Origin of the sequence: Cedecea neteri NBRC 105707 = ATCC 33855 (genome assembly GCF_001571265.1) — a bacterium.
GTDB classification, from domain to species: Bacteria; Pseudomonadota; Gammaproteobacteria; order Enterobacterales; family Enterobacteriaceae; genus Cedecea; species Cedecea neteri.
Map to the genome: position 1 here is coordinate 46,638 of NZ_BCTL01000028.1, position 19,447 is coordinate 66,084.

17 protein-coding genes and 1 pseudogene are annotated in these 19,447 nt (G+C 54.5%); 2 read left to right on the top strand and 16 right to left on the bottom strand.

The features are described 5' to 3' along the window. The first annotated feature begins 124 nt into the window (after positions 1-124). Entirely contained in the window at positions 125-1,021 is an 897-nt protein-coding gene (locus tag CNE01S_RS12785) for an AraC family transcriptional regulator (protein ID WP_061276500.1), read from the top strand. 10 nt (positions 1,022-1,031) lie between these two features. Here CNE01S_RS12785 and cybB read toward each other — a convergent pair whose 3' ends face one another. The 16 genes and pseudogenes from cybB to CNE01S_RS12860 form a co-directional block, all read right to left on the bottom strand. Continuing rightward, positions 1,032-1,568: a cytochrome b561 gene (cybB, locus tag CNE01S_RS12790; RefSeq protein ID WP_061276502.1), complete on the bottom strand. Its 537-nt coding sequence runs from the start codon at positions 1,566-1,568 to the stop codon at positions 1,032-1,034. Between the two features lie 144 nt (positions 1,569-1,712). After that, positions 1,713-2,507, bottom strand: a complete 795-nt coding sequence (locus CNE01S_RS12795) for a YdcF family protein (RefSeq protein ID WP_061276505.1) — start codon at positions 2,505-2,507, stop codon at positions 1,713-1,715. Positions 2,508-2,593: 86 nt separating this feature from the next. Further along, a complete protein-coding gene (locus CNE01S_RS25480; RefSeq protein ID WP_174522181.1) occupies positions 2,594-3,049 on the bottom strand; it encodes a GNAT family N-acetyltransferase in 456 nt (151 codons plus the stop codon). Beyond that, positions 3,041-3,439, bottom strand: a pseudogene (gene fos, locus CNE01S_RS25485) (fosfomycin resistance glutathione transferase); the annotation flags it as partial. The gene CNE01S_RS25480 and the pseudogene fos, both read right to left, overlap by 9 nt. A 2-nt stretch (positions 3,440-3,441) precedes the next feature. Beyond that, the gene (locus CNE01S_RS12805) at positions 3,442-3,720 is read right to left on the bottom strand and encodes a VF530 family protein (RefSeq protein WP_169799410.1); all 279 of its coding nucleotides are present in this window, start codon (positions 3,718-3,720) and stop codon (positions 3,442-3,444) included. 134 nt (positions 3,721-3,854) lie between these two features. Beyond that, positions 3,855-5,549, bottom strand: a complete 1,695-nt coding sequence (locus CNE01S_RS12810) for a methyl-accepting chemotaxis protein (protein ID WP_061276509.1) — start codon at positions 5,547-5,549, stop codon at positions 3,855-3,857. A 139-nt stretch (positions 5,550-5,688) separates the two neighbouring features. Further along, positions 5,689-6,927 (bottom strand): VasL domain-containing protein, encoded by a 1,239-nt coding sequence (locus CNE01S_RS12815; protein WP_096754095.1) that lies wholly within the window; start codon positions 6,925-6,927, stop codon positions 5,689-5,691. Between the two features lie 44 nt (positions 6,928-6,971). Continuing rightward, positions 6,972-7,427: a type VI secretion system baseplate subunit TssE gene (tssE, locus tag CNE01S_RS12820; RefSeq protein ID WP_061276513.1), complete on the bottom strand. Its 456-nt coding sequence runs from the start codon at positions 7,425-7,427 to the stop codon at positions 6,972-6,974. A gap of 2 nt (positions 7,428-7,429) precedes the next feature. Further along, positions 7,430-7,972: a type VI secretion system lipoprotein TssJ gene (gene tssJ / locus CNE01S_RS12825; protein WP_061276515.1), complete on the bottom strand. Its 543-nt coding sequence runs from the start codon at positions 7,970-7,972 to the stop codon at positions 7,430-7,432. After that, on the bottom strand, positions 7,950-9,035 hold the full coding sequence (gene tssG / locus CNE01S_RS12830) for a type VI secretion system baseplate subunit TssG (RefSeq protein ID WP_061276517.1): 1,086 nt from the start codon (positions 9,033-9,035) through the stop codon (positions 7,950-7,952). The genes tssJ and tssG overlap by 23 nt, the downstream gene beginning before the upstream one ends. Further along, complete coding sequence (gene tssF / locus CNE01S_RS12835) at positions 8,999-10,753, bottom strand: type VI secretion system baseplate subunit TssF (protein WP_061276518.1); 1,755 nt, start codon at positions 10,751-10,753, stop codon at positions 8,999-9,001. The genes tssG and tssF overlap by 37 nt, the downstream gene beginning before the upstream one ends. A 42-nt stretch (positions 10,754-10,795) precedes the next feature. After that, positions 10,796-12,397, bottom strand: a complete 1,602-nt coding sequence (tssA, locus tag CNE01S_RS12840) for a type VI secretion system protein TssA (RefSeq protein WP_061276520.1) — start codon at positions 12,395-12,397, stop codon at positions 10,796-10,798. Then, on the bottom strand, positions 12,397-15,681 hold the full coding sequence (locus CNE01S_RS12845; RefSeq protein WP_061276522.1) for an ImcF-related family protein: 3,285 nt from the start codon (positions 15,679-15,681) through the stop codon (positions 12,397-12,399). The genes tssA and CNE01S_RS12845 overlap by 1 nt, the downstream gene beginning before the upstream one ends. 143 nt (positions 15,682-15,824) lie before the next feature. Then, the gene (locus CNE01S_RS12850) at positions 15,825-17,000 is read right to left on the bottom strand and encodes a KPHS_23130 family T6SS system protein (protein ID WP_138089268.1); all 1,176 of its coding nucleotides are present in this window, start codon (positions 16,998-17,000) and stop codon (positions 15,825-15,827) included. 64 nt (positions 17,001-17,064) lie between these two features. Beyond that, positions 17,065-17,955: a DUF4123 domain-containing protein gene (locus tag CNE01S_RS12855; protein WP_061276526.1), complete on the bottom strand. Its 891-nt coding sequence runs from the start codon at positions 17,953-17,955 to the stop codon at positions 17,065-17,067. A 353-nt stretch (positions 17,956-18,308) separates the two neighbouring features. Beyond that, positions 18,309-18,875 carry a helix-turn-helix domain-containing protein gene (locus CNE01S_RS12860; RefSeq protein ID WP_245874440.1) on the bottom strand — a complete coding sequence of 189 codons (567 nt, stop codon included), beginning with the start codon at positions 18,873-18,875 and terminating at the stop codon, positions 18,309-18,311. A 191-nt stretch (positions 18,876-19,066) separates the two neighbouring features. Between CNE01S_RS12860 and CNE01S_RS12865 the strand changes: the two genes are divergently transcribed. Further along, on the top strand, positions 19,067-19,315 hold the full coding sequence (locus CNE01S_RS12865) for a helix-turn-helix domain-containing protein (RefSeq protein WP_061276528.1): 249 nt from the start codon (positions 19,067-19,069) through the stop codon (positions 19,313-19,315). Positions 19,316-19,447 lie beyond the last annotated feature (132 nt).

Here is a 19,447-nt window from a genome sequence, read left to right on the forward strand (position 1 = left end):
AGTCATTATCTCAAACCGTAACCAAGGACTGAGTTGCCGTCCGACGGGATTTACTGTAAACAGAGGGAAGAAGACGAACAATGTTCAAAAGTCGCCATTTTTAGTCCAATCGTCCGGAGTTGATATGGATCCGCTTTCAGAGCTGCTTTCCCTGCTTAAACCCCAGAGCTATGCCTCGGGCGGCGTTGCCCTGCACGAGGAGATGGCCATCCAGTGGCCGGCACATGCCGGCATCAAGTGCTATGCCGTGGTGTCCGGGCGCTGCTGGCTCTCCGTTGAGGGGATGAACGAGCCGCTGCTGTTGCAGGCCGGCGACTGTTATCTTCTGCCCCCTGGGCCACCGTTTTGCCTGGCGACAGAGCCAGACGCCACGCCGGTGGACTTCTATACCCTGCGCGAGTCGGGCAAGCTGGGGCCTGACGTTGTCCCCGGCCAGCAGGAAAGCTGTTTTCTGGTCGGCGGCCATTTTGTGCTCAGTGGGGAAGCGGCCGACCTGCTGCTGAGCGCTTTGCCAGCGGTGGTGTGCATTCAGCAGCCTGAAAGTAAGGCCGCAATGCGCTGGGCGCTGGATCAAATGACCGATGAAGTCCGCCACCCTCGCCCCGGCGGTGCGCTGATTATCCAGCAACTGGCGTGGATGATGCTCATTCAGGCTTTGAGGCTGCACTTAGTTCAGCAACCCGCCGTTGGCTGGCTGTATGCCCTGGCGGATAAACAGCTCAGTCTGGCCTTGACCTGTATGCATAAAGAGCCCGCTTTCAACTGGACGCTGGAAAAACTGGCGGAACGCGTAGGAATGTCGCGGTCGGCGTTTGCCGCCCGGTTCAAAGCGGTGACGGGCGCTTCGGCCATAGATTACCTGACGCGCTGGCGGATGATGCTGGCCTGCGACAGGCTGCGCCAGTCCGGTGATTCTCTGGCGCGTATTGCGGTGACATTGGGGTATGAATCGGAAAGCGCGTTTGGTAAGGCTTTCAAGCGGGTGATGGGCTGCTCACCCCGGCAGTATTCAAAGGGATAGCGGCAGGCGATCAGGGCTGCTGGCGCTTGCCGGGCATCATTCGCAGCAGCGTATTGTCTTTCCAGACGTAATGGTGAAACAGCGCACCAAAAGCGTGAAGACCGATAACGAAATAGCCGGTGTTGGCGAGCAGCTCATGCCAGGATTTGATGCTGAATTCCAGGTCTTCATCCGGCACCGCCGCCACCGGCATTTGCAGCCCAAAGGCCACCCAGTCACTGCCGCGATAGTACATCGCCAGGAAGCCCAGCACCGGCAGCGCAATAAACATCAGATAGACAATCGTGTGGACCAGATGAGAGATGCCGGTCACCGCCGGATGCGGCCTGGGCACAATGGCCGGGGCGCGATACTTGATGCGAATCAGCAGGCGGGCAACCATCAGTACCAGGACGGAAATGCCACAGGTGAAATGGATGGAGTTAATGAGCGGCCGGTAGCTGCGCGGCGCAAAGCCACGCAGTTCCATAGCGCAATAGGCCCCCACGACCAGCAGAAAAACCAGCCAGTGGATTGAAATCTGTAACGAGGTGTATTTAGTGCGCATGAGAGACCCTGCCCTGAAAAAACGTTAAATACCAGGATAACGAAGAAACATTAAAAGAGTATTAACATCAACGTATTATGGACGTTAATTTGTTTCAGCGTGTAATTTTTTAGCCTTAACGTTGTTCAGGGCAAAGCCCGAGGTTTACAGCCCACGTTCGCGGATCATTGCGCTCAGCGCCATATCCTGCTGGAGAGCGTGCCAGGCGGCCATCACCTGCGGCGGAATATCAACGTGAACGATGAAGTCTCGCCCCTGTGGACCATAGCCGGTTGCATCGTCTCGCAGGCGAGGAATTTCGCCCAGCGCCAGCGAAACATAACGCTCGAGCGGCCACAGGCCCTCTGCCTCTCCGGCAAAAACGGTGCCCTGCTCGCCTTCAATTAACTCCGGCACTACGCCCGGCCAGCTCAGCAATTCCGGCGCCTGCGCGTCGCCCTGCCAGACGCGAGCAAAAGTCGCGACGGTTCGGCGCTGCATGGTCGGGTCCTGAACAATCAATACACGCGCTGGGCTCAGGCCAGACTCGGCCATCTTAGCCACGCTAAAGCGCGCATTTTCACCGCAGTTGGTTGATTTCTCTTCGAGGATGATTTTTTCGTTTGGGACTTTCCAGAACTGGTGGGCAATATCTTTCAGGATTGCCGCTTCGGAACGCCCGGTTGTGGGAATGCTGTTATAGCGAGGATGTCGGGCTATTTCTGCGTAGAGATACGTCGTGGAATGGCCTATTCCGCCGGTGATCAACAGCGGTTTTTCGCTGTTGGCGGCAAACTCACAGGCGGCGTCAATAGTTGGGATCACGGCGTTACCGGCCAGGATAATCAGGTCGGCATCCTGTGCCTGCGGCGCACCTGTAAAATCGCTTTGCGCCAGCCACTGGCCCAGCGTGTTAACAGCCTGAACTGTCGGCTGGCTCAAGGTTGCGGATGTCATCATTAGCGGGATCCTCCCGGTTAAAAACCAGCGTGTAGCCTAACCCGGTCAAGGCTATACGCCTATCAGATGCGACTGAAAGGGCTGTTTCAGGCTGCCAGCGGCTTGCGCAGCAGCAGACGGTAATCGTCCGGGTCGCCCTTCGGCTCCATCTCGATAAGCTGATAGCCGTTTTTAAGCAGCATCATCACCATGCCACGGAACTTGTTGCGGGTTTTCACGGTTAGCGTGCGGTAGCCCTGTTCCACCGTCCATTTTTCCTGCTCAACCAGTAAAGCCTGAGCGGCGCCGTCCCGTCTGAACTCGGGTAAAACGCCGCCCAGCCAGCTGTAAAACTCTGTTTCGCTCAGCGCATAGCCAAGCTTGAACCCGGCGGGCACGCCGTTCACACAGGCGATGAGCTGGCTGGTTTGATTTGTCGCCAGGCGGGCCTGAAGATCCGCCACGCTTCTACAATCTTCAAACTCCGGCAGGCGGTGATAAAGTTCGAGGATCTCCTCCAGCGAGGCATGCCGCACGGTAATGCCCGTCTCCTGGAACGTCATCCCAGAATATGGCTTGTCCCTGCAGGCCGCCAGGCGGCTGGCTAAATCCCCCACGTGCAGCTCAAGCTGGTGGTTATCCGGGTCAAGAAAATAGAAGGAATCCCCTTCGCTGCGGTTGTCTTTCCAGATCCGAACCTCGCGCTGCTCCAACGTTTTAACAAGCTGAGGAAATGCCTCGGCGCTTAAGCTGAAGGCAAAATGGGTGTAATGAACCGGACGTTCACCGGCCTTTGCATCCAGAGAAAGGCAAAGCCATAAATCACCGCAGGAAAGATACGCCCCGGCGTCCCAGCTCGCATGCAGCCTGACGCCCGGCAGGCTTTGGTAAAACGCAAGGCTCCGCGCCAGGTCGCGCACCGCAAGCGTCAGGTGATTCAGGCCGGTTAGCATGGTTATTCCTTATTCTTAGCCTGCCAGTTTGCCCACGGGCTTTCTGCCGGAACATCATTTTCATTCGGCTCGTCGAGTGAGGCGATATACATCTCTTCCACTTCTTTACGCGCCCACGGCGTGCGGCGTAAAAACTTCAGGCTGGACTTAACGCTGGGGTCGCTTTTAAAGCAGTTAATGTTCACCTGCCGCGCCATTTCTTCCCAGCCATAGCGTGCAACCAGCGCGGTCAGCAGCGCCTCAAGCGTAATGCCATGCAGCGGATCTTTTGAACTCATGATTATTCCGGATATTTCGATAATTTGCGCACACCTTACTGATTCTGCCAGCGAGGCGCAACAAGGTGCGGGCGGCGATCCCGAAGAAGTGAAAAGAAGTGAGAGGCGGCCCATCGCTGAGCCGCAGAAGTGGTAAATCAGAAGGTTTCCCAGTTATCGGCAGAAACCGCAACCGGCCGCGCTGATGTGGACGCAGGAGAAGGAACGACATAGCGGCTTTTCGGTGCGGCGGAAGGACCGTCTTTCAGGCGGAACGTGCCTACAGCCTCCGTCAGCCGTGCGGCCTGTTCTTCCAGGGAAACGGCGGCGGCTGAAGCCTCTTCCACCAGCGAAGCATTCTGCTGGGTAACGTTATCCATCTCGTGAATAGCCTGCCCGACCTGCTGAATGCCCCGGCTTTGCTCGTCAGACGCAGCGGCGATTTCCAGCATAATATCGGTCACACGGCGAACAGCTTCCACAATCCCCGTCACCGTGGTGCCCGCCTGCGCCACCTGGCGGGAGCCGGAATCAATCAGCGACACGGACTCGCTGATAAGCCCTTCAATCTCTTTTGCCGCCTGGGCGCTTCGCTGCGCCAGCGTGCGCACCTCGCTTGCCACAACTGCAAATCCACGGCCTTGCTCCCCGGCTCTGGCGGCCTCAACGGCAGCGTTCAGCGCCAGAATGTTGGTCTGGAAAGCAATGCTGTTGATTACCGCCGTTATCTCAGAGATTTTCTTCGAGCTGGCGGAAATATTGTCCATCGTGCTGACCACGCCGGAGACAATACGCCCGCCGTCGCTGGCCTTCTGCGAAGCATCTTCCGCAAGCTTTGTTGCATGATGCGCGTTGTCGGCGTTTTGTTTCACCGTGGCGGTAAGCTGCTCCATGCTGGCGGCGGTTTGCTCGATGGCCGCTGCCTGTTGTTCAGTACGGGATGAGAGATCGGTGTTACCGGCAGAAATTTCGCTCGAGCCCTGGTAGATAGCCTCGGCCCCTTCACGCACGGTGCTCACGGTGCTGACCAGTTGCTGCTGCATATGCTGCAGGTGCTGGCTGAGCTTGCCAATTTCGCTGCTGCCGGTCGCTTCCGCCGACAGGGTTAAATCCCCCTCGGAGATGTGCTCGATGCGCTTCGCCGCGCGCTGCAGCGGGCCAATCACCACGCGGCGCAGCATGATGAAGGTAAATACCGTCATGAAAAGCGCCAGCGCAAAGGCCCCGGCCATCAGCGCCACGCTGGTTCTTGTGCGGTTATCGGCCTGCTCCCTCAGCGCGTTTGCCCGTTCGGTTCGAATGCTGACCGCTTTTTGCAGGTTGGCACCGTAGTCGCTGTCCAGCTTGCGCACGACCTCGCTTTCATGGGTGATGATCGCCTCAAACATGCCGTTTTTGGCAAACTTCAGCATCGGCTTCATGCCTTTTTCGAGATAGGTAGCAAACTCATCCTGCAGCCCTTTGTCCAGCGCCTGGTCTTCGGGCGTTTTTACCTTACGGGCCATATAGGCGTTGAAACCATCCTGCGCCTGCTTGATGAGCCCTTCGGCATTGGCCACGTTCTGTTTAACCTGATCCATATCCGCCACGCGGCTTGCCGCCCCCGCGTTGATCAGGTTGATACGTGCGGTGCGCAAATGGTTGGCGCTGTCCGCCAGCCCCATACGTACCTGAATTTCTTCCGTGACGTCCTGAAGCGCACGGTCACTCTGGATAAGAAAATAGCTGGCGAAACCGATGCAGAGCGCGAACAGCAGCAGAATGCCGCCGAGAATGGAGGAAAACAGCGGCACCAGCCTGATGTGATGCCAGAAGCGCACGCCGTTTTGTGGGGTCAGAGTTTTTATCGACATGTCCGTGACTCTCTTTGTATGGGGAATTCCCTTCAGAAGTCATCGGCCCCGGCGCGCAAAAACATTACGCGCCACGTCACAGATTTGCGTTAATGACGCTAAAGAAGTGGCGGAAGGTTAAGTGGATCACAGGTTTGGCTTAGCGTTTCTCCACCTGCTGCTTTATCAGCGCATAGCGGTTCAGCAACTGCCTGATTTGCATGTCGGTTTGCGTCAGTTGCGCGTCGGGTAGCGGCGTGCCCGTCGGGGACTGGCTCAGTGAATACAGACGCTCTTCCAGAGGCGTGCTGCGCGAGAAATGTTGGGTGATGGTAAAGACCATAGATTTAAGCTCGGAGCCGGTCAGGTATTTGCCTTTACGTTCGTCCAGCGCGTTGAGCCGACGGGTCAGCTCGCTCAGGCCCGCCATGCCCTGATGCCAGCCTGAAAGCTGCTCCGGCGGCAAAGCGTTGCCGTTCAGGTAACGTGCCCATTGCGCTTTCAGGCCTTCAACCTGCTCCGGCCTGGCACGCCCGGCCAGCTCATAGCCATAATCCTGCAGCAGCAACGGCGGCAGTCGGCCAAGCTCAACGAGGGCGGCTTCGCTTGCCGTCACCGGCAGCGGACTTGTGGGCTGCGGGTAAATGTTTTGCCAGCCCCAAAATCCCGCGCTCCCCACGGCCAGCATAACCAACATCCCAGCCGCAAAGCTCCGCCAGAGCGGCGCCGATGAAGGCTTAGGCGCAAAGTTCACAACACCAGGCGCTGCCGGGTCCTCACGTGCGACATAGATCAGCGGCTCGCTGCCGGAAGGTATTTGATTTTCCAGGATCGGAGCAGATAAAGGCACGACAACCGCAGCGCCGGAGCCGGTGCCTGCGTCCATATTCTCCAGCCGGATTGCCGCATTGTGCATAAAGGTACAAAGCTCGCCCACCTGGCTGGCATTTTTTAGCTCCAGCCGCTGCAGCACATCGCGCAGCGCATTCAGATGCTCTTCTGCCTGATAGACCAGCGGTAAATCAGCGTAATTAAGGGTGAGCGTGCGCAGCGTTGACTGCAGGCGGTGGCTAAACCCGACCATAATTTCCATGCGGGCATGCACCGGCTGCGGCCACATAATGCCCCACTGCCGGCTCAGCAGAACCTCCATTATCGCCAGCCCTTCATTAAGGCCAGCCATGCCGGCAAGTCGGGTTCGGGCCAGCGTATACCAGCAAAGCGTTTGAAGCTCCACGCCATTCTGGCGAAACAGCGACAGGCTTAGCTGCTCTACGAGCGTCCAGTTCACATCCGGGCGCGCCGGATGGTTCAGCTTAGCGAGCTCATCACGCAGGGAAGCATATTCCGGCAACGTGCGCGGGTCGCCGCCGGTTTTAATTTGATGGGAATTTTTCAAGGGATTGTTCTTCTGATGAGTGTTCTGAAAATACAAGCCGCAGCTCAGAGGCTGACTTTGCGGTCCATATATTGCTGCTGTTTTAAATGGCGCAACAAGACTCTGCCTTCGGGCATAAATTCGGTGCCGTATCGGACCAGGCCAAGACCTTTAAGCTCGGCGTCAATCGCGTAACGCAATTCTCCTGGCTGCGTTTGTTCGAGCAACAGCACGTTAATGCTCTTCAGACGCGGCTCATACTTCAGCAATACGCTGCCCAAGGCGCTTTTCAACTGATGGGCCGTGCCCGGCATACCCTGCAGGATTTTGGTCATTTCCGGCAGGCCGTAATCAGGCAGGTGCGCCAGCGTCCCGGCGCGGCAGTTGAGAATACGCTGCATGTTATCCAGCACCGACAGAATGACCTGATTTTCTTCGCTGACCTGATGCAGCGCGAGTTCCCCGGAGAAATTACCGAGCAGCATGTCATACAGCGAAGGGGTGTGATGCGACTGTGGCATGGTTACTCCTTCACAGGGATCAGCGTCAGGCGATTCTTCCCGGCTTCAATCACTCGGGGCTTATCCGGGTCCAGCGCCTCACGATCGAGGGTTAGCTTCCACGTTTCCTTCTCGCTATCCGGGTCGCGGAACAGCCCAACAACGGCGACAAACCGGGTATCAGCCTCCATCGGCATATCGAGACTGACGTCCCCGCCCGGCTTGAGTACCACATCACGGCTGGCCAGCAGATCGGCGCCAAGCAGGCTTTCTCCGTCCTTTAGCAGTTGCTGGTAGACCATTTTGTCGAAGGTTTTATTGTCTTTGAGCTGGTAAATACGCAGCAGCACCGGCGCCGAAAATGAATGGTTTTCGCGCGCGTCTGTGTTCAGCTCTTCACGCGCGGTGAAGTCCAGGTGCAACACCTTAATCTTCTTATAGAACACAGAGGTGAAGGCCGATTTCGTGCCATCGCTGACGCTTTGCGTCAGGCCACAGCCCGCCAGGCTTAACGCTAGCAGGGGCAGCAGCCAGCGTTGGGTCTTAATTAAACTTGTACGTAACACGTCGGTTTCCTTGTTGTGTTCTCGCGGGCTGAAGGCCGCGGTAATAACCCAGTTCCGTGGTAAAACGCTCGGGCAGATCGTCGGGGAGTCTTTCCTCTTCGGCACCCAGCACGCCGTTCATACCGAGCCAGAAAGGTCCCTCGCCCAGCGGGGGAGCCGCCAGCAGCCGGGTATCGGTAGTGAGAGTGATTTTTGCTTTAAAGCGCCAGCCGAGATAAACCCGCAGCATCACCAGAAAATCCTGATACAGCCGGCCGTCCGGCTTCCAGCCCAGCGACTCCTGCGCGTTGTCCGTGAACAGGGCGATCAGCAGCTGGCTGTTGGCTTCCATCGCTTCATCCCCTAGCGGCATATTGCCATCCAGCAAAAAATCTTGATCGCCGTGAAACCCCAGCGGCTGGCTGATTTCCACCGGCCGCAGGCAGTACGGGCTGACCTGCACGGTGGTCTCCGGGGCCAGCAGGCTCACTAGCGCCTGTATCCCTTCCTGGGTTTTTCCCGGCTGACGTAACACGCCGAGCAGAGCCAGAAAGCGCGATACCGGCGTGGCGATATGGTTTGCCGTGCCGGGGATCCCCAGCCCGACCAAGCCCAGCAAGGACTGCGAGATACCGTCTGTTCCGCCAGGTTCAAAGGTGGCCGGGTAAGAGTACTTCCGCCAGATGCGGTAAAACTGGGTCAGGATGCGATGGCTAAAAATATCCAGAAAGCCCTGCAGCGCCTCATGCCCTTCCCGGCGCTGGGTGATGTCGTCGAGATATGCGGTCGGCAGCGGGGAATCCACCCCGTACATTCCCATAAAGGTGGTCCGGATGCGCGGGGGCTGGGCATCATCGTCTGCGTCGTATTCAACGGATTTCAGCTCGCTGGCCGGAAACCCCATTCCCGGATGAGGCGCAAAACGCACGGGATCGTCCGCCGGATGACTGGTCGAACCCAGCGGCGGTTTATCTTTGTGACGCTTTTCCAGCAGCTGGCAGAAACGATAAAAGTTAATCCGCTGGAGGCAGGCCTCCAGCCGGGGGGTCAGCCGGGAATACGGCGGCTGTGCTTCTCTTCCCATTCCAGGCGTTCTCCGGTTGGTTGCAGGATGATAATCAGACGGTTAAACAGGTAGATATCAGTGTAAAGCGCGAAAAAGCGGCTCAGCATCTCGCCAAACAGGCAAACATCGCCTCGCCCGGCGAAGCCTTTGCCGTCGAGGGTGACTTCAATCTGCACACCGCGCACCAGGAACCCCTGCTCAAAGCGCTCGATTTCGCTGTGCTTCACGTCAATGATGGCTTCCAGGCGACGGCGGTTCATTTCGCTGTCGGTCCATTCATACAGCGCCAGGGTACCGCGTAATACGTCGGCATTGTCCATCATCGACAGGAACCCGCTGCCGAGGTGGCTCAGTACGCGCCAGTGAAAACGATCCTGCGCCGGGGGGTAACAAGGCAGCGTCGGGGCGCAGAGATTGCGTACCGTCATGCTGGTCGAGGGGGTTTTCACCGCCGTATCCAGCACGGTGCTTTGCAGCGCCCGACGCGGCAGCTGCCCGTTAGTGCCGGTCAGCGTCAGCGAAAGGCTTTCGTCTTCCGGCACGGTGTGGCTATCAAAGGCTTCACCGCCCAGAATAAGCCAGGTGTTATGCAGCCCGGACGGGCCACGCCGCACGCGGGTATGGTAGTAATATTCCGGGGCTTCGTGGCGCATCATGCCGCCTTTATGCCGGAAGCTGGAGAACGGGACATAAACATGCTGATTCGATGACATCACCGAATCCACGGCATAAATCTCGGTGTGGCCATCCTGGACGCGCATCGGGCGCAGCATATACTCCGTTTGCAGGGAGTCCAGGGTCAGCGGGTCGGACTCCAGCGGGAAAAGGTTAATCACCGGCACGCAGTTCAGACGCAGATGTTTTTCGTTAAAGCTGAAGTCATGCTCCCAGCGCTCGGCCAGTACCACGTCGATTTCAAACCACGGCAGCGCCGCCGGAAAATCGACGGTTTCCAGCCCTCGCAGGCCGGTAAACATGAATTTCTCGCGGAAGGTAAAGTACTCCAGCAGCAGCTGGTAACCGCTGAAACTGCTGTTACTCTTCGGCCACAGGGCGTCGTCATCGCCAAAGCCCTGGGCAGTGAAATGCCCGTCGAACGGTCTGCTGTCCACATCGCCGGGCATGCGCAGCCACATGCGGGCCACGTTCTGGGTAAAAGCTTCGTGCATAGCGCAGGCCAGAGGCGCATCGGCATTGAAGTACAGCGCAAGAGCGCTGAGGTCGAGCTGGCTCCAGTCCGCCAGTTTGCCGCAGCTAAAGCGCAGGGTGACCACCGAGCGCCCCTCAGCGTTGGTTGCCAGCCGAACCTGCTTCAGCGCCAGCGGCTGAAGGTGGATTTCCCGGGTGGTGGTGTACCGGCAGCGCGTACCTTTTTCGCCGATCGGCCGGGAGTTAACCTCGAAACCTTTGACGATGCGCATCGGCTCTTTCATTTCGAGCCAGTCCGGCGCGAATTCCACCACAGACATCGACGGAATGGTGCGCAGATAATGCGGCCACAGCAGGCTGACCAGCCCTTCGGTCAGCTCCGGCAGGTCGTCATCAAGCTTTTCACGCAGCCGCCCCATCATGAAGGCAAAGCCTTCAAACAGGCGTTCCACATACGGGTCGCGCGCGCCCGCTTTATCGAGATTAAGCATTGCCGCCTGGTCAGGATGAGCGCGGGCAAATTCTTCACCGGCTTCCAGCAGGTAGCGCATTTCAGCGTCGTAATAACGCAGGGTTAAATCGTCCATAAATACCTGATTTTTTTATTTAATGAGGGCAATGAAAGGTCACTACCCGCACAGTACCGCGCTGCTGGCCGGGTCGATGGCAATCAGACCGGCCAGAAGCTGCTCCATCTCCGGCTGAAGTCGTGATTTGTCGATTTCGCTTCGTGAGGCTTTCATACGCAACAGCCTGAGCCGCCGAGATTTGACTTCAAACAGCAACGACGGGGTCCACTGCGTGAGGGTGATGGTCTGCGCGAGGCTGTCCAGTTCCCCCAGCAGATGCAGGGCCAGCTCATTCTTGCCCTTCTGCTCCGCCACGCGGGCCATCAGCAGGCGCAGCAGCCATTTGTCTTTAGCTGAGCCCATGCCCGGGCGTGCCTGGAGCCACTGGAATGTTGCATCAAGGCCTTCGTGGTCAGCCTTCTCCAGCGCTTCCGGTTCAAGTGCCAGAATGTCGTTCTCAGCCATGCTAACGGTACTGGTTGACTCGTCGTGCCAGCCGGACAGGTCGTCCAGCACCCGCGTATTAATCCAGTTGAGCGTCACCTCATCGGCAAACGGCGTGCCGTCATTAAACGCCAGCGTTTCAAGCCCGGTGAGACGCCGGAGGAACCCTTTCAAATCCGCAATGATGACGTCGGCGGTCACGTCCTGCCCCAGCTTCATCAACGCTTCGTGGATGTACCATTGCAGGTCAAACCACAGGTGGTTGGCACCGCGTGAAAAGGCGCTGTCCGCCTGCTCAAGGATTTCTGACCAGCTCTGCTGCAGATACAGGCGTTTTAGCATGGCCCGCTGATCGGCACGCGGCGGTTCGATACGCGTTTTCCCCTCTGCATCCGGGGCCGGGATCTCTCGCAGGGTGTCATGGCGCAAACTCTTCATCAGCCGATGTGCCGCCAGCCAGCCATCAGGCTGTTCGCGAAGGTAGCTAGTCAGAGTTCGCGCCTGAGCCAGCAAATCCTGGCCCGAGGTGATGCGGGTCAGCATCGGCGCCTGGCTGTCAGTCGATCCTGAGAGATGAGAAGGTTGCGTTGCGTCACTGGCATTTTGTGGTACCACGGCATCCACGCCGCCGGCCTTCACCAGACGAGACTCCAGCGCGCTATAAAGGGCGTTCAGATCCGGCCATGACGCCTCCGGCTCTGCTTCCAGACCGTCACGAATGAGGAGCAATGCTCCAACGGTGCGTTGTGCATCGTCGCGCGTCACTTCAGGATAAAGCGACAGGCTGGCAAGGACTCGGGAACCAGCCAGCCATTCCAGCGAAGCCTTTCGGCTACGATCTCGCTGCGGGTGAAGCTGAGTGCCGAAGCGTTGCATCATGCCTGCCAGCAGTTCAAGCCCTTCGGCGAAGCCTGCTTCTCCGTCCTGATGCAAACGCGCCCAGCAATAGTAGGTGGCAACCCGGATATCTTTGGCGGTGGTGGTCAGTAGTTTTTCCGCGAGCTGGCAAATCAGGCCGGTATCGATGCCTGAAAGCTGGTTAACTTCTTCCCGGACACGCTGAAAATCATCGTCATAACCGGGATCGTCTCCCGTGGGGCAAGCATCACTTATTGGGGTAAGCCACTGGCTCCAGTTGTCAGTGCGGGTTTGCGTCTGCTGACGCAGTAAAGTTTCATCCGCCAGGTAGGCAGAGACGAGATTCTGTAGTGAGCTCATTATTCCGTTCCATCCATGTCATCATCCCCTGCTCCGGGCGTCAGGGCCTGAGCCATGGCCACGCTGTCGACGCTAAAGATCCGATCCGGCAGCGTGAAACCTCGCAGCGCCAGCAGCGCCAGCGGCCCCTTACCCAGCTGCGAGCGCAGCACCCATTGCAGCGTTCGCCCGTCCGGGGCGTTAAAGCTCATCATCCACTCGCTGCGGTCAAGCTGTTGTCGTTTACCCTCTTCCAGCCAGCGGATAAACCCCCAGGTCCCGCTGTAATCGCCAAACAGCCGTGCCCCGGCGCTGGTTGAGGTCCACGTCAGTTGGGTGCCCGGTTTATACGTTTCTCCCGGCCAGCGGAAGGCCTGCCAGTCGGCCATCTGGTTAAAGTAATGCAACTTCTGCCCGTCAATAGTGAGTTGCGTTTCCACCACCTGCGGGACAGGTCGGGCCTGCAGTTCAAAGCTGATGCCCTGGCCGCCGTCGGTAAACAGAATGTCCGACAGCTGGCTCAGCTGGTTAACCGCCTGGAGAAAGTCCGGATTAAAGGTCAGCCCCTGGCCGTGCATCTTGTCCGGCACCCACTGGCTGCCTTCTTTATGCAGCACGCCGTTCAGCTCAGTAGTTAGGAAGCGTTCGATGCGCCCGCTGTCCTTACGCACAAATTCAGCCAGCATCGGCAAAGAAGCTTCACTTTTGCTGGCGACAAACGGATAGCGCCCGTTGAACGCCGTGTGCCAGTTGGCGGCCACCGAACGGCGCCACTTGTCATTGAGGCTCGCGGCCGACGGCTGGAGCACGGTTTCCCAGGCCTGCGTCAGCGGCTGCACAAACATCGTGTGACCGAAGCTGCTCCACTCTTCCCCAAGGCTTGCCGCCACCAGGCCGCCGTACTGCTGGGTGTCCGTCAGATCGATGCTTTTGCCCTGGAAGACGGTCTGCGCCAGGGTTTGCATCATCTCCTGCGGGTCAGACGCGCTGGCTACCTGCTGCAAGCGCAGCCGCACGCGAGTGATGCGGGTCAGGTACGTTTGCAGGCTCAGCGAACTGTCTGCAGACATCACGTTGCTGGCTTTGTTTTTCCCCATCATCGTCAATAACGGCCCAAAGGTGTCATCGAGAGGCCCCTGAGGGCCTGCTACCGTCTGGTCAATCACCGGTTTGTCCTTGTTGCTGACCAGCTCTTTAGCGGATTTGATGATCGACTCAGAAAACTTTTCGGCTTTCTGGCCGGTCTCGCCCTGCCAGGCCAGCGTGTTCATCAGGGCAATCAGCGGGGACTGGCGCACATCGCTCATTAGCGTCAGTTGGTCGGTCACATCGGCAATGTTACTGGCCGGATTAAGCCGCAAACTGTTGAGAAAGTTCAGCCAACTGCCGGCAAAATCGGTGAAGTAACGCTCGGTCAGACGCGCCTTAAGCGCCTCTGGAGAGATCTCGCCAGACACGCTTTGTTGGCTGTCGCTCAGCACCCAGTCAATCTCTTCCCGGCGAGAGTTAGCTGCCTTCTCAATCGCCTGTTGAATGCCGCCCTCCCACGCCTGGCGGGTGAACATCCCCGGCACCACTTCATCCGTGCTAAACAGGCGGCGGGCATCGGTGCCGCTGGTCATGTCTTCCAGGGAGACATCCGCAAAGTTACGGCGCACGGATTTGAGCATGTTTTCATACAGCGTGCTTTCCGCGTTGCGGCGGCCAATCTGCTGCAGCAGCACCTGTCGGCTCTGGCTGACGAGCTGCGCGTCTGGCTTGATTTTCCACTGGGGCTGGTTCGGTAGCTCGGTGATATAGAACGCCCACAGATCGGGCGACAGGCTCTGCCACAGTCCCGGAGAAATCCCTGCGCGCGTGGGTTGTACGTTCTTCATGGTCTGCGAGTAAAACGCGCCATCGGTTTTGTCGGGGCGCGACATCATCAGCCAGGCTTTCAGCTGGTCATAACCGGGTTTCGCCAGCTGTGCACGTTTATCGCTGTTGGGTGCCGAGTTAGCCAGCGCGGCGAGTTTTTGCATCAGGGCCGCGTTGGCTGGGTCACGAATCAGGCGGTTATTCGCCACCCCATACCACGGTAACATCGCATTCAGTAGCTGCTGCCCGTGGTCAAGCCCAAAGCGCTGGTACCACGGCGAACCGTCCTGGACATGATGCTGCAGGCGACCGGCGTCGTTACGCAGATCGTGCAGGGCGGTGAGCTGCCGGTCAGAGATGGTAGGATCTTTAACAAGATCGTGTGATTTTCCGGCGACAGAAGAAATCTGCCCGTAGTTCAGCGCAAAGGAAATCAGCATCCCGGCAGCCCAAAATCCCACCACGGCCATGATGCCCAATGCCAGCGTTTGCTCCCAGGCCATACCCACCCGACGGCCCCGGACGCGGGTACAGTCCGCCGTAATGCCCTGCCAGATGGCAGGCAGCGTCAGGGCATGGCGCTGTGATTCCGGAATGAACTTCTCCGCACCAGCATGCGTCGCCGCTGCGGCGTTTTCTGCTGATTCGTCTGGCGGGAGGCTGAACATCACGCCCCGCAGGGGGATACGTGATTGCGAGGCATACAGCCACGGCGTCAGTAGCTCAACCCAGCGGCTGATGCCGCCCTCTTTCAGATGCTGGCTCAGCCGCAGCAGAAAATCGTGGCTGTTGTTTTCGATGACCTGGCTAACGCCCTGCGTCGTCAGGCGTGGCAACAGGTTTTCCATCTGACGAACGACATCATCCGGATTTGCGCGGAGCGGGAAATTAGCTCCCACTGCCTGCTCCGTGCGCTTCGCCTGCGACCAGTCGCTGTCGCACAGCTGCCATAGCCAGACCGGCGCGGAATAGCGCAGCAGTTCACTAATTTTTTCCAGACCGCGCAGGTCTTTATCACTTATCTGCGGCGTGAGTTCTGACGAATGTGGTAGCACGCGAATGATGCCGTCCAGCGGGCGGCCACGGCGCAGTTTGCGCAGCGCGGTATATTTTTCCTTATCGGGCTCAGCAGCCAGACTGCCGCCGTAAATCAGTACGGTGCGGTTACCTTCGAGCCACTGATTTTTTTGCAGGCCAGGAACCAGTTGTTCAATCGCGGCTTCGTCGCCGGTGATGAGCAGCAGGCGGACTTTGCGGTGCCAGAGGAAGGTGTAGCGGGTTCGGAGATGGGACTTTAAGGGGGTTAGAGTGTTCACCTTTTGCTTACGGTCTGCAAAGAAACGAGCATTATTTTTCCCACCACCTACAGAATCTGTAAATCGCAATCCCTTTTGATGATTCCAGACCCCAAAATTCAATAAAACCAAAAAAAGGCTAAACAGCAACATGCACAACAGCCAAAGATTTATTTTTTCTTTAACTGCTACCGAGCCTAGAAAATCACCAAAAAAATAACACCCAAGGCCAGTTATTATACCAACAATCAACAGGCAGGAGATCAAACCAATCAATCTCCATTTTACTGAGCTTTTCAATTCACACTCTCCTTCAGATCGTCGAATGGCTTTATTAAATTAAAAACAACCCGTTCACCCACCCCATTAATTATGAAGGATGATTCTTTTTTTATCTCAGAAAAATATAGCGAGAGGGATAAAGCAAGCCAAAAATGCTCACCAGAAAGATTGCCAACAATCATATTCAAATCATGAGATTCAAACTCCCAGTCACTCATTCTGACAGATATGCTATTACGCAATACAGTACTAACGTTAATGATTTCCGTCTGCTCAAGGTTACTGAAGAGCACTCTGGCCGCATTCAGAACTTCTGACTGATAAGCTTGCATGTGCGCAAATTTATTTTCTACTTCATGTTTGTCACACTCCATCGGGCGTAACATCACACCACAATCTTTATTGTCAAGAGCGCTATATTTTTTTGACATCAATATAATTGATGCGAATTCCGTAGTGCCAGCGCCTATCCGTTTCTGACTATCAATGTTAATGGATATAACGATAAAAACGCGATTGTCTTCCGAGTTCAAAACATGTTCGTAAACCTGCTCATGGGAGCATTTAAAAAAATAACAATTCTGAATAATTTTGTCATCAAGGCCAGCAGCACACCAACTCTCTCGAAATACTGAAAAAGAAGTATGATTTTTCTCATGAGTAAATATGACATCAAAAACATGTTCCGATGATATTTTCTTTATTTTAATTCTAATAGAAGACAGTAACTCATTGAATAACTCTTCTTCTGTGTACGCTCCATCGACATCTAGCCTCAATGCCTGTCCTTTTACAACATTAGTCGACTTCCCCATAATGATATCTCGCACAACAATTTTCTCAGGGAGCAAAAAATGGCTGGCACTTACATACAAAGATCTATTTGCCCACTCAGTCCACTGATTCTGAAGAACCTGTGCATCATGTAGATATCTATCATGGGCAGACAAACAAACACCATAATAATAAATATGAAATGCAAAAAAAAACAAATACCCGGAAATAAAGACAGTACTCAAAGGCAACAGTAACTCGATAAAATCACTTGACGGCAATCCATCTAATGTTTCTACCACCCCATATCCAAACATTATACAAAATAAGAGAACTCCCACTCCCCACATCCACCTTTTCCATCTCATATTCGGTACAGGTTCGGGTGATGATATTATACGAACAGGCCAACTCATGAATTACTCCAGTGGACGGTAACAATTATCATTATGGTGGTTGATTGTATTGCACATTTGCCCATCAACTAATGTTAACATTTTTTACATCCTTATATTTTAACTTCCCACTGCCACCACTAAAGTATTTCGTAAAATCTGAGGATAAGTAAAACTGTGCTTGTGAAGTTAAGGTATCAATGCCAAATTGAACAACATCATCACCTTCAATTTCAAAGTGTTCAGAAAAAAAACGAAGTGCAGGAAGTAAAGTATTTATTGCCTGTGCTTCATGAGTAATGTCATTTCGCTCTCCATCCCGATAAGCCAATAATATTTTATTGATTATTTCGACATTCTTAATATCGAGAAAACTGGATTCGGACAATCCTAATGAATAATTTAACTTTCTTATCCTTCCATTACCATTTATCGAACGGAGCATTCCATCGCCATCAATATAGCACCACACGTCAACATTATCTAAAAGGCACCGACATTGCCATGGATCAAGTATACCCAAGAGTACACTAAGCACAGATGGGTCATAAAATCGCAAAAGAATATCACCTACATTTTGTATATTCTGCATAGCAGTATTAGCAATAAACTTGGAAAGTTGCTCTACATTTAATTGAGTTGATAACCACGCGCAAACACAACGCCCTTTTCCTTGCTTAAGCTTTTCTGACTCTAACGATGCTAAAGCAGAACGCACACTTATTTCAAATAATGATTGGCTATTCTCATTGCTGCTATCCAGTGGCACTAAATATAATGGTAAAACCCCATCCAATCTAGGATCTGAAAAAACAATCTGACAATTCTTGTGTGCACTCAATGCTTCAAATAAATCAGGTTCTGAGCCATACGTTTCTAATGTTGCATCTACGAGTAAAAATGTTTTTTTATCATTACCAAAAACAGTACTTATAAGGTTTTTTTTAATGGTGGATAAATCACTTATATAATTCATAACCATCCTCGCTAAAATTATAAAAAACGATTAATTATAATAAGTTAAATTTTCCTTGGAGTTATTGCGTTCACATAACTGTGGGGGGGAAATCATTTTTGCACTGATCGAGCGTGTCTGGAAATAAGGCGAAAGCCTTGAGTGGCGTGGCATAGAAAGAGATTTAAGGGTTTTGCACTGCTCGGAAGAAAATGACTTTATTTCGACTTTTTTGTATTCAATTTTGCACTCGACTAATCTGAAATTAATACCATTTAAATTCAATTTAAATAGCGAGAGTGCAAAACTTCCCGTTGCTTATTTGTTGGTCAATGGCCAAGGAAAACCTGACAGGACTCCTGCCAGAATTAATTTCATCTAGCCTGCTTTTTTTTTGTAATATTGGCTAGATCGTGTTCGGCCGTTTGTAATTCGCCATCGGTGTCACGCTCTCTTTTTTCTTGGACGTTCAGAGCAGCCTCTTGGACAGGGTCTGGTTGCCTCCCAAGGATTTTTTCCTTCACAATAGGGTCCATACGCAGCAAGTCGATATTATCTTCATCAAGTAAATAGAGAACTATTTCAACCCCTTTCCTTGCTACAACTTCAACAAGCCCACGCTTTTCCTCTTCGCTAAGGAACGAAAGCATCTCCATCAAAGTTTTATCAACATTGTTGGGGATGGTTCTTTCTTGGCTCTTTTTTTCAGGCTCAGGTCCCGCTCCAGTTCCGTGCAACAGCCAATCCAGCGATACACCCTCAACTTCTGCGATCTTTAACAACTGGCTATGCCTAGGGGTGGGAGCAATGTCCTGTCTACGATAGTAGTTCTTCAGGGTATTAACGTTTATGTTCCATGCTCTGGCTGCTGCACTCCTTGATGGATAGCGTTCGATAAGTTTAAAAATTCTCTCGATCACAGGTTCTTTTGAATGCTCCACAAAAACACCTCTTGGTTCTTTTGAAATTACAGGTTCTTTTGTGCATATCCAATTGATAATAAAGCACAATATTAGAAAGACACCAAAAGAGCCAAAAACACCTTGATTTGGTTCTTTTGTGGGTCTAATCTTTACCCATAGGAATAACCAACCGGTTATCCCATTGGGTAATTCTTTAGGATAGATGAACGATGAACCGAAAAGAAGATCTGCGTGCAGATTGGCACCCGGAAGACATCAAATCGAAGCTTCACAAGCGCGGTCTGTCGTTAAGTGAGCTGGGCCGTCGCAACGGTTACGCCTCAGGCTCTCTTAAGTCCGTTCTGCGTTCGCCATGCCGTCCCTATCAGCAGATCGTCGCTGATGCGTTGGGAGTTCTCCCGGAAGATATCTGGCCAAGCCGGTATCAGTCTGAAAGCTTCATACAGAAGGCGTCATGATTATGTTTGTTGTCGTCAAAGATTTACTTGGGTTGCCCGGTCTCCCCGCGACAACTAAAGGGATCAGAGAAGCGCTCGAACGTGCTTCTGGTGATTCGCCTGTGCTGGTTCGCAAGCGCGAAGGCTCAAAGG

Bases quoted from the DNA above. Each gene is read 5' to 3' on its own strand.
- CNE01S_RS12845 (WP_061276522.1), bottom strand. From the start codon at position 15,681: ATGTTGCTGTTTAGCCTTTTTTTGGTTTTATTGAATTTTGGGGTCTGG.
- tssG (WP_061276517.1), bottom strand. From the start codon at position 9,035: ATGGGAAGAGAAGCACAGCCGCCGTATTCCCGGCTGACCCCCCGGCTG.
- CNE01S_RS12855 (WP_061276526.1), bottom strand. From the start codon at position 17,955: ATGAATTATATAAGTGATTTATCCACCATTAAAAAAAACCTTATAAGT.
- cybB (WP_061276502.1), bottom strand. From the start codon at position 1,568: ATGCGCACTAAATACACCTCGTTACAGATTTCAATCCACTGGCTGGTT.
- CNE01S_RS12795 (WP_061276505.1), bottom strand. From the start codon at position 2,507: ATGATGACATCCGCAACCTTGAGCCAGCCGACAGTTCAGGCTGTTAAC.
- tssF (WP_061276518.1), bottom strand. From the start codon at position 10,753: ATGGACGATTTAACCCTGCGTTATTACGACGCTGAAATGCGCTACCTG.
- CNE01S_RS25480 (WP_174522181.1), bottom strand. From the start codon at position 3,049: ATGACGTTCCAGGAGACGGGCATTACCGTGCGGCATGCCTCGCTGGAG.
- CNE01S_RS12865 (WP_061276528.1), top strand. From the start codon at position 19,067: ATGAACCGAAAAGAAGATCTGCGTGCAGATTGGCACCCGGAAGACATC.
- CNE01S_RS12810 (WP_061276509.1), bottom strand. From the start codon at position 5,549: ATGTCGATAAAAACTCTGACCCCACAAAACGGCGTGCGCTTCTGGCAT.
- CNE01S_RS12785 (WP_061276500.1), top strand. From the start codon at position 125: ATGGATCCGCTTTCAGAGCTGCTTTCCCTGCTTAAACCCCAGAGCTAT.
- tssE (WP_061276513.1), bottom strand. From the start codon at position 7,427: ATGCCACAGTCGCATCACACCCCTTCGCTGTATGACATGCTGCTCGGT.
- CNE01S_RS12850 (WP_138089268.1), bottom strand. From the start codon at position 17,000: ATGAGTTGGCCTGTTCGTATAATATCATCACCCGAACCTGTACCGAAT.
- tssA (WP_061276520.1), bottom strand. From the start codon at position 12,397: ATGAGCTCACTACAGAATCTCGTCTCTGCCTACCTGGCGGATGAAACT.